The sequence below is a fragment of the Nonomuraea sp. NPDC050547 genome, from assembly GCF_044457345.1.
Taxonomy (GTDB): domain Bacteria; phylum Actinomycetota; class Actinomycetes; order Streptosporangiales; family Streptosporangiaceae; genus Nonomuraea.
Genome location: NZ_JBITGW010000025.1, coordinates 94,079 through 110,106, shown reverse-complemented (window position 1 = coordinate 110,106; position 16,028 = coordinate 94,079). Strand labels below are relative to the sequence as shown.

The 16,028-nt window shown below is 70.8% G+C and carries 14 protein-coding genes; 9 read left to right on the top strand and 5 right to left on the bottom strand.

Translation table 11 applies throughout. From position 1 onward, the window contains the following. Nucleotides 1–91 precede the first annotated feature (91 nt). The gene (locus ACIBHY_RS46910; protein ID WP_397257597.1) at nucleotides 92–1,123 is read left to right on the top strand and encodes a fatty acid desaturase family protein; all 1,032 of its coding nucleotides are present in this window, start codon (nucleotides 92–94) and stop codon (nucleotides 1,121–1,123) included. Nucleotides 1,124–1,434: 311 nt separating this feature from the next. Here the strand turns inward: ACIBHY_RS46910 and ACIBHY_RS46905 are convergent, their stop codons facing one another. Continuing rightward, a complete protein-coding gene (locus ACIBHY_RS46905) occupies nucleotides 1,435–1,653 on the bottom strand; it encodes a hypothetical protein (protein ID WP_379618418.1) in 219 nt (72 codons plus the stop codon). Between the two features lie 46 nt (nucleotides 1,654–1,699). Between ACIBHY_RS46905 and ACIBHY_RS46900 the strand changes: the two genes are divergently transcribed. From ACIBHY_RS46900 to ACIBHY_RS46875, 6 genes are all read left to right on the top strand, one after another. Further along, a complete protein-coding gene (locus ACIBHY_RS46900; RefSeq protein ID WP_397257599.1) occupies nucleotides 1,700–2,857 on the top strand; it encodes a sensor histidine kinase in 1,158 nt (385 codons plus the stop codon). Then, nucleotides 2,854–3,522, top strand: coding sequence for a response regulator (locus ACIBHY_RS46895; RefSeq protein ID WP_397310144.1), 669 nt, complete (start codon nucleotides 2,854–2,856; stop codon nucleotides 3,520–3,522). Before ACIBHY_RS46900 ends, ACIBHY_RS46895 begins: the two co-directional genes overlap by 4 nt. A 98-nt stretch (nucleotides 3,523–3,620) precedes the next feature. Beyond that, complete coding sequence (locus ACIBHY_RS46890; protein ID WP_397310143.1) at nucleotides 3,621–4,874, top strand: cytochrome ubiquinol oxidase subunit I; 1,254 nt, start codon at nucleotides 3,621–3,623, stop codon at nucleotides 4,872–4,874. Nucleotides 4,875–4,886: 12 nt separating this feature from the next. After that, nucleotides 4,887–5,624: a cytochrome d ubiquinol oxidase subunit II gene (locus ACIBHY_RS46885; protein ID WP_397310142.1), complete on the top strand. Its 738-nt coding sequence runs from the start codon at nucleotides 4,887–4,889 to the stop codon at nucleotides 5,622–5,624. Nucleotides 5,625–5,627: 3 nt separating this feature from the next. Beyond that, complete coding sequence (locus ACIBHY_RS46880; RefSeq protein ID WP_379618408.1) at nucleotides 5,628–6,017, top strand: VOC family protein; 390 nt, start codon at nucleotides 5,628–5,630, stop codon at nucleotides 6,015–6,017. 130 nt (nucleotides 6,018–6,147) lie between these two features. Next, nucleotides 6,148–7,398, top strand: a complete 1,251-nt coding sequence (locus ACIBHY_RS46875) for an IS701 family transposase (RefSeq protein WP_397310141.1) — start codon at nucleotides 6,148–6,150, stop codon at nucleotides 7,396–7,398. Between the two features lie 78 nt (nucleotides 7,399–7,476). On the opposite strand, the gene ACIBHY_RS46870 is transcribed toward ACIBHY_RS46875, so the two are convergent. Together ACIBHY_RS46870 and ACIBHY_RS46865 are read right to left on the bottom strand one after the other, a co-directional pair. Beyond that, on the bottom strand, nucleotides 7,477–7,980 hold the full coding sequence (locus ACIBHY_RS46870) for a hypothetical protein (RefSeq protein ID WP_397310140.1): 504 nt from the start codon (nucleotides 7,978–7,980) through the stop codon (nucleotides 7,477–7,479). A 48-nt stretch (nucleotides 7,981–8,028) separates the two neighbouring features. After that, on the bottom strand, nucleotides 8,029–9,690 hold the full coding sequence (locus tag ACIBHY_RS46865; RefSeq protein ID WP_397310139.1) for an alpha-amylase family protein: 1,662 nt from the start codon (nucleotides 9,688–9,690) through the stop codon (nucleotides 8,029–8,031). A gap of 37 nt (nucleotides 9,691–9,727) precedes the next feature. Here ACIBHY_RS46865 and ACIBHY_RS46860 point away from each other — a divergent pair, with 37 nt between their 5' ends. Further along, complete coding sequence (locus ACIBHY_RS46860) at nucleotides 9,728–10,069, top strand: hypothetical protein (protein WP_397257606.1); 342 nt, start codon at nucleotides 9,728–9,730, stop codon at nucleotides 10,067–10,069. A 64-nt stretch (nucleotides 10,070–10,133) separates the two neighbouring features. Further along, nucleotides 10,134–12,383 (top strand): protein translocase subunit SecD, encoded by a 2,250-nt coding sequence (secD, locus tag ACIBHY_RS46855; protein WP_397310138.1) that lies wholly within the window; start codon nucleotides 10,134–10,136, stop codon nucleotides 12,381–12,383. Here the strand turns inward: secD and ACIBHY_RS46850 are convergent. Together ACIBHY_RS46850 and ACIBHY_RS46845 are read right to left on the bottom strand one after the other, a co-directional pair. Next, nucleotides 12,380–14,695 carry an alpha-L-rhamnosidase C-terminal domain-containing protein gene (locus ACIBHY_RS46850; RefSeq protein ID WP_397310137.1) on the bottom strand — a complete coding sequence of 772 codons (2,316 nt, stop codon included), beginning with the start codon at nucleotides 14,693–14,695 and terminating at the stop codon, nucleotides 12,380–12,382. The genes secD and ACIBHY_RS46850 overlap by 4 nt on opposite strands. Then, nucleotides 14,676–16,016, bottom strand: coding sequence for an MFS transporter (locus ACIBHY_RS46845; RefSeq protein ID WP_397310136.1), 1,341 nt, complete (start codon nucleotides 16,014–16,016; stop codon nucleotides 14,676–14,678). Before ACIBHY_RS46845 ends, ACIBHY_RS46850 begins: the two co-directional genes overlap by 20 nt. Nucleotides 16,017–16,028 lie beyond the last annotated feature (12 nt).

Here is a 16,028-nt window from a genome sequence, read left to right as displayed (position 1 = left end):
CAACGCGCGCGCATCGGTTCTCTAGCTGCGGAAAGACGGTCCGACCGGCGATGATCTTCCCTATGTGCCGCGAATAGGCCACTGTTGGGGCGTGACTACAGAGATCAGAGGAAGCGACTTCGCGCGCTTGGCTCGCAAGATCACGGAAGCCGGTCTGCTCGACCGTCGGCTCGTGTACTACGCCGTACGGGGCAGCCTGGTGGGCCTCGCCTTTTTCGGTGGGTGGGCCCTGTTCGTGTGGGTCGGCGACTCATGGTGGCAGATGGGAGTCGCCGTCCTGCTCGCGCTGGTCTTCACCCAGATCGGGTTCCTGGCCCATGACCTGGGGCACCGGCAGGTGTTCAGGACCAGGAAGCCCAGCGAGATCGCCGGACGGCTGATCGGCAACCTCGGCGTCGGCCTCGGCTGGGCGTGGTGGACCGACAAGCACAACCGGCACCACGCCAACCCCAACCACGAGGACCACGATCCCGACGTCTCGCCCGCGGTGATCGTCTGGTCGACGGAGCAGGTGGAACGCAGCCGCGGCTTGCCCCGTTTTATCGCGAAGTATCAGGCCTTCTGGTTCTTTCCGCTGCTCACGCTGGAGGCCTGGCACCTCCACATCGCCAGCTTCAAGGCGCTGACCAAGCCGACGATGCGCAACCGCGCCCTGGAGCTGACGCTGCTGCTGGCCCACTGCGCCTGGTACCTCGGCCTGATCTTCACCATCCTGCCGGTCGGCAAGGCCCTGCTCTTCCTCGTGATCCACCAGGGCGTCTTCGGCATCTACCTGGGCTGCACCTTCGCCCCCAACCACAAGGGCATGCCGATCCTGACCAGCGACGACAAGCTCGACTTCCTGCGCAAGCAGGTACTGACCTCCCGCAACGTACACGGCGGCTGGTTCACCGACATCGCGACCGGCCAGCTCAACTACCAGATCGAGCACCACCTCTTCCCGAACATGCCGGCGGTCAACCTGCGGCACGCCCAGCCCATCGTCGAGCGCTACTGCGCCGAGATCGGCGTCGATTACCTGACGACAGGCCTCATCGAGTCCTACGGACAGGCCCTGAGCCACCTGCACGAGGTCGGCGCCCCGCTCCGCAAGCCCCACGCCGAGGCCACCGTCCACCCGTGACCCCGAACCCCTGAACTCGGCCCGCCCAGCCTCACCACAAGCGGGCCAACCCCCAGCCCCACCCAGCCGTACCCTCCGCTGCCGAGCCCCCGCCCCTCCGCTGCCCCGGCCTGGCTCCTCCGCCGGGTCTCCTGCCTGCGCACCGGGGACCCGACGCTTCCCCGGCGGCCCGCGCCGCCCCCTGCCATCCCGGCCATCGCGGCCTCGAAACCGCCCTGGCCCCTGCTGCCCCGTTCCGGTCCGGACCTGTTCTCCCCCCGGTCCGGGGATGCCCCGGAGAGGCTGATCCCCGGACGTTGTCGGCGGGCGTTCTAGCCTGTCTCCTGCCGCAGGCGGCGCGCGAGATCGTCGCGCCGTCCCTGGAGTTCCACGATCAGCCGGTCCTGGCCGTCGGCCATCTCCAGCAGTTGGGAACGCTCGACCTGGTCGGTCGCTCCCATGTCCCCGATCTGCTCCCGCAGTTCCAGCGTCGACTGGCGCAACCTGGCCAGATCATCGTCTACCTGCTGGAGTTCATCCTTGATGGTCATTCCCCTCACTTACCCACCAGAGGGCGAAGCCGTACACAATGGGCGTATGCCCAGGTTGCAGCCGAGCACGTGGTCGTCGATCGCCGTGATCGCGGCACTGATCGCCGGGACCGTGCTCACCGGTCGCATGCGGCCCGAGGTCCCGCCCAACGCGCTCGACTTCGCGCTGCCCGCGATCGCCTGCGGCGCGCTGCTGCTACGGCGCCGCTTTCCGGTGGCCGCGTTGCTGGTGACCGCGGTCTGCACGGCGCTCTACTATCCGTACGCCCGCCTCGACGGCCCGCTGCTGCTGGTCTTCCTGGTCGCCCTGTACAACGCGGCCGACCAGGGGCACCTGATCGCCGCGATCGCCACCGGCGCCGCCTCCGTGCTCGGGATGGGGATCGGGGAGCTGGGCGAAGCCCGGCACGTGGACGACTCGCAGTTCGTGATGATCGGCGGCTGGGTGGTGGCCGCCATCGCGTTCGGCGGGGTGACCAAGAACCGGCGGGCCTTCCAGCACGAGGCCGAGCAACGCGCCCTCGACGCCGAGCACACCAAGGAGGAAGAGGCCCGGCGCCGCGAGACCGAGGAACGCCTGCGCATCGCCCGCGAGCTCCACGACGTCCTGGGACACAACATCTCCCTGATCAACGTGCAGGCCGGGTCGGCGCTGCACGGGCTGAAGAAGCGGCCGGAGGACGCCGAGACCGCGCTGCGTACGATCAAGGACACCAGCAAGGAGACGCTCAGACAGCTCAGGACCACGCTAGGCGTGCTGCGGCAGGTGGACGAGGAAGCGCCCACCGCCCCTGCCGACAGCCTGGATCGCCTCGACGAGCTGGTGAAACGTTCCGGGCTGAAGGTGGCGGCGACGGTCGCGGGCGAGGTGTCGGGACTGCCCGCGCAGGTGGATCTGGCCGCCACCCGCATCATCCAGGAGTCGCTGACCAACGTCACCCGACATTCCGGGACAGACCAAGCAACCCTCACCATCACCCGCACGTCCGGAAATATCGTGGTCAGGGTGGAGGACGACGGGCCGGGCGCGGTCTACACCGACGGCGGCGGCTTCGGCGTGCAGGGCATGCGCGAGCGCGCCACCGCACTCGGCGGCACCCTCGACGTCGGCCCCCGCCCCGGTCGCGGCTTCACGGTCGTCGCCACTCTCCCCCTCACCCAAGAGGGTCCGACGGACGCTCACGCACAGGATGGAAAGCGATGATTCGCGCGCTGCTCGCCGATGACCAGAACCTGGTCAGGGCCGGGTTCAGGTCGATTCTGACCGACGAGGACGACATCGAGGTGGTCGGCGAGGCCGCGAACGGCGCGCAGGCCGTCGCCAAAGCCCGCGAACTGCGCCCCGACGTCGTGCTCATGGACATCCGCATGCCCGAGCTAGACGGCCTGGAGGCCACCAGCCAGATCGTCACCGACCCCCGGCTGGACGGGGTGAAGGTGATCATCCTGACCACGTTCGACCTGGACGACTACGTCTACGGCGCGCTCAAGACGGGCGCCAGCGGCTTCCTGGTCAAGGACACGGAACCGGCCGAGCTCATCCACGCGGTCAGGGTCGTGGCCAGGGGTGACGCGCTCATCGCGCCGTCGGTCACGCGCCGGTTGATCGCGGAGTTCGCCGGGCGGGTCAAGCGTCCCGAGCCGGGTCCCGAGCTCAACGCGCTGACCGAGCGGGAGCGCGAGGTGATGGTGCTGGTGGCCGCGGGCCTGTCCAACGACGAGATCGCCGAGAAACTGGTGCTCAGCCCGGCCACCGCGAAGACGCACGTCAGCCGCATCATGACCAAGCTGCGCCTGCGCGACCGCGCCCAGCTCGTGGTGCTGGCGTACGAGGCGGGCATGATCACGCCGGGGTGGCTTACTCCCTGAGATGTACGCCGGGCCGTCCGGGGACCGCGAAAGTTGCGGGCCAGGTGCCCGCCGGAGCATGACGCCGGGACGGTGACCGTACCGGGATTCTCCTCGGCATGGACACCGTTGAGCTCGCCCGGCTGCAGTTCGCCCTCACGGCAGGGGCGCATTTCCTGTTCGTCGCCCTGACGCTGGGCCTGGCCACGCTGGTGGCGGTGATCCAGACCAGGGCGACGCTGACGCGCAGCCCGGTCCACATGCGGATGACGCGGTTCTGGGGCCAGCTCTACATCATCAACTACGCGATGGGCATCGTCACCGGCATCGTGATGGAGTTCCAGTTCGGCCTGTCGTGGAGCGGGCTGACCGACTTCGCGGGCAACGTGTTCGGCGCCTCGCTGGCGATCGAGACGCTGGTGGCGTTCTTCATCGAGTCGACGTTCCTGGGACTGTGGATCTTCGGCTGGAACCGGCTCAACCGCTGGGCGCACCTGGCGCTGATCTGGGTGGTGACGCTGACGGCGTACGCGTCGGCGTTCTGGATCCTGATCTCCAACGGCTTCTTGCAGAACCCGGTCGGCTACCGGATGACCGGCGGCGTGATGGAGCTGGTCGACTTCGGCGCGCTGGTGTCCAACCCGGCGGCCCTGGTGGCGTTCGGGCACGTGCTGGGCGGCGCGATGGTCGTGGGCGGGTTCTTCATGGCCGGGGTGAGCGCCTACCACCTGCGGCGGCGTACCACCGAGCAGAACTTCTTCCGCAAGTCGCTGCGGATCGGCGTCGCGGTGGCGCTGCCCGCGACGCTGGTCACCGCGACCTTCGGCGGGATGGGCTTCGAGACGCTGCAGCCGGCGAAGGCGGCCGTCTGGTCGGGTGCGGCCGAGGACATGGCCCGCGCGCAGGCCGACATGGTCGCGCGGTTCGGGCCCGGCGACTACCTGCCGCCGATCGGGTGGGTGCAGGGGGCGGGCATGACGATGATGATCCTGTTCGCGGTGATGTTGTTCTTCTCGGCGGCGAGCTTCCTGTTCATGCTGATCCGGCCGATGGTGCGCGGGTTCCGGCTCTGGCACTGGATGCTGACGCTGATGATCCCGGTGCCGTTCGTCACGATGATCGCCGGGTGGATCTTCCGCGAGATGGGCCGCCAGCCGTGGGCCGTCTACGGGCTGCTGAAGACCTCGGACGCGGTCTCGCCGGCGAGCGCGGGGCAGATGCTGACCTCGCTGATCGTGTTCACGAGCCTGTTCGGGGTGCTGATCCTGCTCAACTACTGGCTGCTCGCCCGCCAGGCCCGCCGGGGCCCGGACGCCGCCGCGCTCGGGGCCGTCGAGCAGTCTCCCGTGGTCCGGCCCGCCCTGACCTTCTGAGAGGACGCGATCATGGAGATCTTCATTCTGGGCTTCTTCGCCGTCGGATACCTGATCCTGGCCGGGGCCGACATCGGGGTCGGGATGCTGCTGCCGTACCTCGGCCGGGATCTTGAAGAGCGGCGTGAGGTGATCGCCGCGATCGCGCCCTTCTTCCTCGGCAACGAGGTGTGGCTGGTGGCGACGGGCGGCGTGCTGGCGGGGCTGTTCCCGCACGTGGAGGGCGAGCTGATGGGCGGGCCCGGCTTCCTGGCGGTGGTGGGGCTGCTGGCCGCGTGGATCGTCCGCGACATGGGCCTTTGGCTGCGCGGACGGGTGCCGGGAGCCCGCTGGCAGGCGTTCTGGGACGGCGCGATCGTGGCGGGGAGCTGGGGGCTGGCGCTGGCCTGGGGCACGCTGCTGAGCGGGCTGCTGCTGGACATCTCCTGGCCGGCCGCGGTCCTGCCGGCGCTGGCGGTGGCGGCGCTGTTCGGCACGCACGGGCTGGCCTTCGCCTCGCTGCGGCTGAAGGGGACGCTGCGGGAGCGGGCCAGGGTGCTCTCCCCCGGCGACGGAGAGCTGCGCACGTACGCGCTGACCGCGGGCGCGCTGGCGGCGGTCGGCCTCCTGGCCGGTTCCGGCCTCCACCTGGAGGCGGCGAACGCCTGGCTGGCGCCGGTGATCCTGGTCCTGATCCCGTTCCTGGTGGCCTCCCAGGCGTGGGTGTGGTGGACCTTCCGCCACCGGGTGACCGGCCCGTCTTACCTTTGACCCATGAAGGTACGTGAATTGCGACTTGTCGTGACCGCCGAGGACTACGAGGAAGCGGTCCGTTTCTACCGCGACGCGCTCGGCCTGCCCGAGCGCGCCGCCTACTCCTCGCCGGACGGCCGCGTGACCATCCTGGAGGCCGGCCGGGCCACCTTGGAGATCGCCGACCCCGCCCAGGCGGACTTCATCGACGCGGTCGAGGTGGGCAGGCGCGTGGCCGGGCACATCAGGGTCGCCTTCGAGGTGGACGACTCGACGGCCGTCACCCGCGAGCTGACCGACGCCGGCGCCACCCTCGTCGCCGAACCGACCAGAACCCCCTGGGACTCCCTGAACTCCCGCCTGGAGGGCCCCGCCGGACTCCAGCTGACCCTTTTCGAAGAACTCTCCTAGTACTCCAGTGACACTTCGCGATCTTCGGTGTTGAGGTCGCATAGGTACGGCCACTGCAAGATCATGCGGAGTTTGTGAGAACAACCGAAGATCACGCAGTGGCCGTGGGCGACAGCGTAGACCCTGACCGATGGACCGTCACCCTCAACGACTGCCTCGCCCGGATAGCGCCAGATTCGGCCGCGTCGAACCACGTCGGACCGCCGCCGCTTATGTGCACGGCCTGCTGGACGACATCGACCGCAAGAACTGCTGGAACCTGGCCGAACAAACCGGAGCAACCGGCCCGCAGGGCATGCAACGCCTCCTGCGCCAGGCGCGCTGGGACGCCGATGAGGTCCGCGACGATGTCCGCAGCTACGTCGTGGAGCACCTGGGGCCGGGCGGTGTGCTGATCGTGGATGAGACCGGCTTCGAGAAGAAGGGCACCGGCTCGGCCGGGGTGCAGCGCCAGTACTCCGGCACGACGGGCAGGATTGACAACTGCCAGATCGGCGTCTTCCTGGCCTATGCCACCGGTGCCGGACGAGCCCTGATCGACCGTCGGCTGTATCTGCCCGAGCACTCGTGGCTGGCCGATCCCGAGCGCTGCCGGCGGGCTGGAGTCCCGGACCCAACCACCTTCGCGACCAAGCCCGCGCTGGCCACGGCGATGATCACCGCCGCGCTGGACGCCGGGATCTCGACCTCCTGGGTGAGCGGTGACGAGGTCTACGGCCAAGACCCTCGCCTGCGCGCGGCACTGGAGGAGCGCCAGGTCGGCTATGTGCCGGCCATCGCCGCCAACCGCCGGGCCATCCTGGACGGGGCGGAGATGACCGCCTCCCAGATCGCCGCCATGGCCGTTGACCAGCACTGGCACCGCTACAGCGCCGGAGCAGGAGCCAAAGGCCACCGCCTGTATGCCTGGGCATGGGCCCGCATCGACGAACACCGGCCCGGCTGGCGGTGGCTACTGACCCGCCGCAACCTGACCACCGGCGAACTGGCCTTCTATCGCTGCTACGCACCCACCCCGAAGCCATTGATGACGCTGGTGCGCATCGCCGGCATCCGCTGGGCCATCGAGGAGTCCTTCCAGGCGGCCAAGGGCCAGGTCGGCCTGGACCACTACCAGGTCCGGGGTTGGACCCCGTGGCACCGCCACATCACCCTGGCCATGCTCGCCCTAGCCTTCCTCGCCGTCGTGGCAGCCCAACAGCCCCGCACCACCGACAACCAGCACATCGCGTTAACCGTGCCCGAGATCCGCCGCCTGCTGACCGTATTCGTGCTCGCCCGCACACGCTCGATCGAGCAGGTCCTGCACTGGTCGAGTTGGCGCCGACGGCATCAGGCGACCGCCCGCCGTTGCCACTACCAGCGAAGACCCCACCCATGATCTCAAAATGTCACTGGAGTACTAGCCGGTACGGCCGGGCGGCCCCCTCCTCCGCCGCCCGGTCGTACCGCAGACCGGTCAGACCACCACGTGCACGCAGATGTCGATGTGCGACGTGCCGAAGGCGGCCATCTCCTGGGCCATCGCCGACACCTGGTCGGCGAGCTCGGGAGCCTCACCCGCCAGATCGTCGCTGACCGCCTGGTACACGATGGCGGCCTCCACGTAGTCGGCCGGCTCCAGCCGCATCTTCCGTATCTCGACGAGCGTCGGCCGCGACAGCGAGGGCAGGCCGGAGATCGGCCACGGGATCGGCGGGAACTTGATCTTCGGCGGGGTGCCGCACCAGTCGTCGACGATCTCCGTCAGGTAGCCGGACACCTCGGCCATGGCCTCTTTGCGGTCCTCGGCGAACATGACCCGGTTGAGGATGTAGGCCGCGTTGGCCTCGGTGACCATCTTCGCCAGGGTGGGGCTCGGGTCGGGGCCATAGGCCTCGGCGAACATCTTTCGTGCGGGCGCGTACTCCTCGCGCCGGCGCAGAAGGCGCAGGAATTCCTTGCTCACGGACATCTTTGCCATGGCAGGAGCTTGCGCCCAGAACGGTATCCCCGCATGAGTAGCCCCTACTCATTGCGCCTTGACCGAGGCGTCCTCCGGCGGGACCTCGGGCGGCGCCGCCCGGAACCACCGGCACCCGTGCGGGTCCATGGGGATCTCCGCCAGCCCTTCGCCGGAGATCTCCAGCGTGCCGTCCGTCAGCAGGTCGGTGAGCAGGTAGTTCTCCAGCCCGTCGAGCTGGAGGCGGATGTCGGTGGCGCCGTCGCAGAGGTTGTGTGCCACCACGACCGTGGCGTCGTCGGCGTCGCAGCGGTGCGCGAAGACCGACGGGTGCCCGGACTCCAGCACCGTGCACTCGCCCCAGGCCAGTTCCGGGCATTCCCGGTAGCGCTCGATGAGCAACTGGATCCAGCGCAGCAGCGACCGGGTGTCGCGCTTCTGGTCGGCCACGTTGACGCGCTCCGGCCCGAAGGCGCCCTCCGGGATCTCGCGTACCGGCTCGGCGGGCGAGAAGCCGCCCTCGGCCGACCACTGCATCGGGCTGCGCACCGCCATCCTGCCCTCGGCCGCGAGGTCCTCCCCCATGCCGATCTCCTCGCCGTAGAAGAGCACCGGCGTGCCGGGCAGGGAGAACATCAGGCTGTAGGCCATCTTGATCCGGCGCGCGTCGCCGCCGAGCATGGCCGGCAGCCGCCGCCGCAGGCCGCGGCCGAAGATCTGCATGTCCTCCTCAGGGCCGAACGCCGCGAAGACCTCCTGCCGCTCGTCCTCGGTGAGCTTGTCGAGCGTCAGCTCGTCGTGGTTGCGCAGGAACACCGACCACTGGCAGTCCTTGGGCGGCCTGGGCCGCTCGCGCAACGCCTCGGCGATCGGTGCGGCCTCGGATCTGGCCAGCGCCAGCCAGGTCCGCTGCATGCCGATGAAGTCGAAGCACATGGTCAGCTGGTCGCCCAGGCCCGACCCGAAGTAGCGCACGAGCTCGGGGTAGGGCACGTTGACCTCGCCGAGCAGGATCGAGCTGCCCTCCCTGCGGGTCATGAACGCCCGCAGGCCGGCCAGGAAGTCATGCGGGTCGGCCAGCTCGGGCGCGACGTTCTCGATGACGAACGGCACCGCGTCCACCCGGAACCCCGACAGCCCGAGCTCCATCCAGAAGCCGAGCACCCGCACGATCTCGTCACGCACCTCCGGGTTGGCCACGTTCAGGTCCGGCTGGTGGCGGTAGAAGCTGTGCAGGTAGTACTGCCCGGAGCCCTCGTCCCACTCCCAGACGCTGTCCTCCTTGTCGGGGAAGACGATCTGCTCCGGGTCGTCGGGCTCGGGCTCGTCCGACCAGACGTACCAGTCGCGCAGGCGCGCGTCCCGGCCCGAGCGCGAGTCGGCGAACCACGGATGCCGGTCCGAGGTGTGGTTGATCACGAGGTCGGCGATGACCCGCAGGCCGCGGTCCTTGGCCGTGCGCATGAACTCCACGAAGTCGCCCAGCGTCCCCAGCCGGGGGTCCACGGTGTAGAAGTCGGTCACGTCGTAGCCGTCGTCCCGGTTCGGCGTCGGGAAGAACGGCATCAGCCACAGGCACGTCACCCCGAGCCCGGCCAGGTAGTCGATCTGCTGGGTGAGCCCGCGGAAGTCGCCCACGCCGTCGTCGTTCCCGTCCTTGAACGTCTCCACGTCCAGGCAGTAGATGACGGCGTTCTTCCACCAGAGGTCACTCGTGTAGGTCAGTCTCACGGGCTCCCCGCTACCCGGTCCGGGGTACGGTGAACGCATGAGGAGCCGGTTGTCCGCCGCCGTCCTCCTTGTGCTGTCCACGCTCTTCCTGGGTGGCGGCCTGCCGGCGCAGCACGCGCTGGCCATCTCCGCCCAGGTCACCGCCGCCCCGGCCGACCAGAGCGGCCACCGGCAGGCGGCGCCGCAGCCGGGCAAGCCGAAGGCCGCCGCCGACACCGGTGCGCATCATGGGTTCGGCGGGCTGGCCGTACCTCCGCCGAGAGCGCATGAGGCACGGCTCGCGCGCGGCCTCGCCCGCACCGGCGGCGACCACCACGTGCCCGCGGCCGAGCGCCCGCGCGCCCATCCCGCCCGCGCACCGCCACTCCACAGCGCCTGACCTTTCCTTTTCCCGGCCGAGGGGCCCGTAGTGCCGCCTCGGCGTCAAGCCTGTGGAGGCTCCCATGTCACGTGCGCCCTTGTGGCGCGCGGTGGCGGCGCTGGCCGTCATCGCGACCTCTTTGTTCCTGGCGTTCACCATGTCGCCGCGGCTCGGGCTCGACCTGCGCGGCGGCACTCAGCTCGTGTTCGAGGCGAGGGACTCGCCGACCGTCAAGGCGGACGCCGCCGCCACCGACCGGGCGCTGCAGGTGTTGCAACGCCGTGCCGACGCGCTCGGCGTGGTCGATCCGACGCTGGTCCGCTCGGGTGAGAAGCGGATCATCGTCGAGCTGCCCGGCGTGCTCGACCCGCGCAAGGCCGCCGACGTGATCGGGCGGACCGCGCAGCTGTCCTTCCACGCGGTGCGGGGCCTCGACTCCTCCGGCAAGGGGCTGCCGGACGAGTCGGGGCAGAAGCTCACGCTCGGGCCCGCGGTCATCACCGGTGAGGGGGTGACGGACGCCGGTGCCCGTACCGATCCGCAGCAGGGGCCCGGCTGGTTCGTCACCGTCGACTTCCGCGAGCCAGGGCCCTGGCAGCAGCTCACCGGGGCCGCCGCCTGCGAACCCATGGGCGACCCCAAGCGCCGGGTCGCGATCGTGCTCGACAACAAGATCATCTCCTCGCCGGAGGTGGTCCAGGAGACGCCGTGCCGGGCCGGCATGCCCGGCGGGCGTACCTCGATCACCGGCAACTTCGCCGCCCAGGAGGCCACCGACCTGTCCGTGCTGATCAAGGGCGGCTCGCTGCCGGTGCCGCTGGAGATCGTCGAGCAGCGGACGGTCGGCCCCACGCTGGGCGCCGACGCCATCGCGGCCAGCGCCAAGGCGGCCGTGGTCGGCGTGGCGCTCACCGCGCTGTTCATCATCGTGATATACCGCCTGGTCGGCCTGCTGGCGGCGCTCGCCCTGGCCGCCTACGCGCTGATCTCCTACGCGGCCCTCGTCGCGCTCGGCGCGACCCTCACGCTGCCCGGCCTCGCCGGGTTCGTGCTGGCGATCGGCATGGCCGTCGACGCCAACGTGCTGGTCTTCGAAAGAGCCAGGGAGGAGTACGGCGCCGCCGGCGCGACCCGCGTCAAGGGCCCCAAGGCTCGCGGTCTTGGCCAGGCGCTCAACCGGGGCTTCAAGAACGCCTGGAGCGCCATCGCCGACTCCAACGTCACCACCCTGCTCGCCGCCGGTCTGCTGTTCTGGCTGGCCTCGGGCCCGGTGAAGGGGTTCGGCGTGACGTTGTCGATCGGCGTGCTGGCCTCGCTGGTCTCCGCCATGCTGATCACCCGCGTGCTCGCCCACTGGATCATCGACCGGGTGCCGCCCAAGGTCTCCGGGCTCGGCTCGGTCGGCCGGATCCGGCTGTGGCTCACCGCGCGCAACCCCGACCTGATGGGCCGGCGCAAGCTCTGGACGGCGGTCGCGGGCGGGCTGCTGGTGCTGGCGTTCGCCGGGCTGGCGGTACGCGGGCTTAACTTCGGCGTGGAGTTCACCGGCGGGCGGATCATGGAGTTCGCCACGAGCAAGCCGGTCGGCGCGGACACCGCCAGGAAGCTCGTCGCCGACGCCGGCTTCCCCAGCGCCGTCGTGCAGTCGTCGAACGACGCCATCTCCGTGCGTACCGGACAGATCTCCGCCGACGAGGCGGCGAAGATCCAAGGGGCGCTGGGCGAGGTCACCAAGCAGCGTGACGAGCTGATCGGGCCCTCGCTCGGCGAGGAGCTGCGGCGCAACGCGCTGATCGCGCTCGGCGTGGCGCTGGCCGCGCAGCTCGTCTACCTGGCGGTGCGCTTCCGCTGGACGTTCGGGGCGGCGGCGGTGAGCGCGCTGTTCGTGGACGCCGTCCTTGTGCTGGGCGCCTTCGCCTGGATGGGCAAGCCGATCGACGGAGTGTTCCTGGCGGCGATGCTCACCATCGTCGGCTATTCGGTCAACGACAAGGTGGTGGTCTTCGACCGGGTCAGGGAGATGTGGACCGCCCAGCCGAAGACCTCCTTCGCCACGGTGGTGAACGGCGCGATCCTGCAGACCGTGCCCCGCACCGTGAACACCGGGCTCGGAGCCCTGTTCATCCTCGCGGCCCTGGCCGTGTTCGGCGGCGACTCACTGCGCGACTTCGCGATCGCGCTGCTCATCGGCATCGTGGTGGGCACGCTGTCGTCGTCGTTCGTGGCCGGGCCCACGGCCATCGCGCTGGAGCGCCGCAGCAAGCAGCCGCCGCCGCAGCCGCCGCAGCCTCGCGCCCGCCGTGCCCGCGAGGGTTCGGGCGCGGTGGTCTAAGGGCGCACGATCTCCACCGGCACGGGGGCGTCCACCTTGATCTCCGTGCCGTGGACCTCGACCTCGATCAGACCGTGCGGCGAGGGTACGGCCCCGCGCGCCCAGGCCAGCTCACCCAGCCTGGGCGCCACCCGCACCCTGGTGTAGCCGGGCTCGGCCGGCGTGATCCCCAGGGTGTGGACGAGCAGGTCGCGTGCGGGCGTGGCGGACCAGCCGTGGCAGTAGGAGCCGCCGTCCCAGCACTCGCGGAACGTCCCGGCCTCGGTCAGAGCGGTCCAGTCCCGGCAGAGCCCGGCGATCCGGTCGGCGGCGCCCAGCAGGGCCAGCGCGTCGTGCACGACGTAGCGGAAGAACGGCTGCGCCCCCACGACCCGCCGGTCCACGTCCCAGTCGGGGGCTGGGCGCAGGCTGACCGGGTCGGTGGAGATCGGCCCGTCGCGGTCGGCGCCACGCGCGCCCATCGGGCTGCGGGTGAACATGGCCCGCCGGTCCAGGAGCAGCTCGCGGACCGCCGGGCGCCGGGAGGCGGGCACGAGCCCGGCGCACACCGCCGCGGCGGCCGTGTGCTCGCTGACCGACCCGCTGAGCAGGTGGTCGCGGTAGGCGCCGCGCCGTACGTCCCAGAAGACCTCGAAGCCGCCGGCCAGCGCGGCGTGCAGGTCGCGCGCCCACCACGCGCGGCCGAGGTCGCCGAGCCACTCGGCCATCTCCGCGAAGTCGGCCAGCGCCCGGCCCCACAGGGCGTTCAGCGCGGCGCTGGTCCCGCGCACCTGGACGGGCGACCAGTCGATCAGCACCCAGCCGGTGACGTCATGCAGCAGCCCGTCGTCACCCCGGAACGGCAGGAACCAGCGCAGCACGCCCTCCGCGCTCGCCAGCAGCCCGGCGACGAGCGAGCGGTCGCCGGTGTAGCGGTAGAGGTTGTGCACGGACCTGATCCAGTGCAGCGACCAGTCGGGGATCGTCGGCAGGTCCTGGGCCGCGAAGTCGCCGGCGACCACCATCGGCAGCATCCCGTCGGGGCGAGGCTGCGCGGCCAGCGCCGGGTGGTGGCGGGCGAGGCTCCAGTCGGGGTTGGCGACCAGGTCCACGGACTGGTGCACGACCGAGTCGCCGGTCCAGGCCCGCTGCTCGCGGGTGGGGCAGTCGATGTAGGCGTCGTGGGCGGTCAGGTCCACGGTACGCAGCGCCGCCAGGAACACGGCGTCGAGTTCGGGGTCGGAGCACGCGAAGTACGGCCCCGCCGGGCGCGGGCGCAGCCGCTCGACCACCTCGACCGAGGCCACCTCGGCCCCGCCGGTGACCTCCAGCACCGCGTACCGGCCGCCGACCGGGTCGGTCATCTCGAAGACGTCGTCGTGGCCGCGCAGCGTGTAGGCGAACCGGTTGGCGATCTCCAGCCCGGCCGGGGTCACGACCTCGGCGACCGCGCCGCCGACCGTCGCCCCCGCCTTCCCGCGTACGGCCAGCCGCAGCGTCCCGCTGACCACCTGCCCGAAGTCCGCCACCAGGCCGGGACCGAGGTCGGCCTGCCGTACCGAGGAGGTGAGCGGCGGGATCGGCCGGGGACGCAGCGCGCCGAACGGGTCGGAGGGCGGGTGGGAGTCGGGGTTGCCGCCGACCACCGCCCGCGCCTCGATGACCCGGACGGGCCGCCAGAAGCCGTCGTCGTCGTGGGCGGGCCGACCGGAGCCGTCGTCGTGGGCGGGCCGACCGGAGCCGTCGTGCCAAGGGCCGTCGTGGCAGGGGCCGTCGTCGTGGTCGGGCAGTGTCCAGCCGGGGTCGAGTTCCCTGGCGTCGAAGACCTCGGGCAGCTGCGAGAGCAGGTGGTGGCTGGGCTCGGCGGGGGTCCAGGCGGCCGGTTCGTGGCACGACCAGGTCTCGTCGGTGACCAGCCACTCCTCGCCCAGCCGCAGCTCGGCGACCAGGCAGCCGCCGCCGAGCGTGAAGGTCGGCGGCGACGGTTCCCACCAGGGGGTGGCGTGGCCGTAGAAGCGGGCCAGGACGGCGACGGCGTTGCGGCCAGGGCGTAGCGCGGGCGCGGCGTCGCCGGTGTCGTAGTACAGCGTGCGCGGGCCGTGCCGGACCGGTCCGCGGGCCAGTTCCGTCCCGTTGACGTAGAGCACGTACCGGGAGTCCGCCGTCACCCGGAAGGGCGCGGTTTCCGGGACCTCGTCCAGCGTGAACACGCGCCGGAACAGCACCCGCCGGTCATACGCCTGCGGCAGCAGCGAACCGCGCGCGGCGGGGCGGATCGTGGGGCGGGGCGACCAGATCCACTGGCCGCGCCACCTACCGGGCGGAAACCGCATCGGACTCCCTCCGCTGGGCCAGCTCACCGGCCACGCGCATGGCCAGCTGCCGGGAGATGGGGTAGAGCGCGAACAGCGCGGCGGCCAGCAGCGCCAGGCCGCCGGGCAGCAGCGACTGGGCCAGCACGATGCCGCGCAGACCCTCGGCGGTCTGCTCCTGCCCGGCCAGGTAGCCGGTCATCGCGAGCGTGTAGCCGGTCAGCGCCGCGCCGATTCCGCCGCCCGCCTTGGCCGCGAACGAGCCGAGCGAGGCCATCGCGCCCTCGACGCGGTGGCCGTGCCGCCATTCGACGTAGTCCACGAGCTCGGCGACGATCACGTAGATCATGGTGAGCGCGCCGCCGCCGCCGAACGCGGTCACGCCGAGGGCGACCAGGGCCAGCGGCCAGCCCGTGGCGGGCACGGCCAGCAGGGTGCCGATCGCGACCGCCTCCAGCACCAGGGCGCCGACGAAGGTGGCCTTGTAGCCGGAGAAGCGCGCCAGCCAGGGGAAGACGATCGTGCCGAGGGCCGTCGGGACGACCGTGGCCAGCGCGGCCACGGCGATCAGAGCGCGGTCGCCGACGAAGTACGTGAAGTAGTAGGCCATCCCGGCGCTGCGTGCCCCGCCGGCCGCGGTCAGGGCGATGACCGTGCCGAGCAGGATGATCACCGCTTTGTCGGCCAGGAGCATTCTGGCCAGGTCGCGCCAGCCGTACCTGTCCTGGCGGACCGGTGTGACCCGCTCGCGCACCCTGGTCGCGGCGAGCGAGGTGAGCAGGAGCGAGACCACCGCCAGGCCGATCACGAACGCCGGCCAGCCGATCCGGTCGGCCAGGGGCAGCGCCGCCGCGGTCACCACCGCGCCGCCGAACAGGTAGGAGAACGCCTTGATGCCCGAGAGCTGGCGGCGATCACCAGGATGCGTGGCCATGGCCGGGATCAGCGAGTTGAGCGGGATGTCCATGAGGTCGAAGGCGAACCCCCACAGCAGGTACGCCACCCAGATCGCCACCAGCGGCGCCGGCGACAGCGCCGGAGCCAGGAACAGCGCGACGAAGCCGAAGGCGCCGATGGCCCCACCGACCAGCAGGTAGGTACGGAACCTGCCCCACCGGGTGACCGGCAGGTGGTCGACCACGTAACCCATCACCGGATCGCTGACGCCGTCGACGATGCGCGCGACGAGGAACAGCGTGCCCACCGCGGCGGCGGCCAGCCCGATCTCGTCGGTCAGGTAGATCAGCAGGAACGAGTTGATCGTCGTGCTGAACACGATGTTGCCCACGTTGCCGGCGAAGAAGCCGGCCTTCTCCGCGAGGCCTACCCTGGGCGTTGTCATGCGTTACATAGT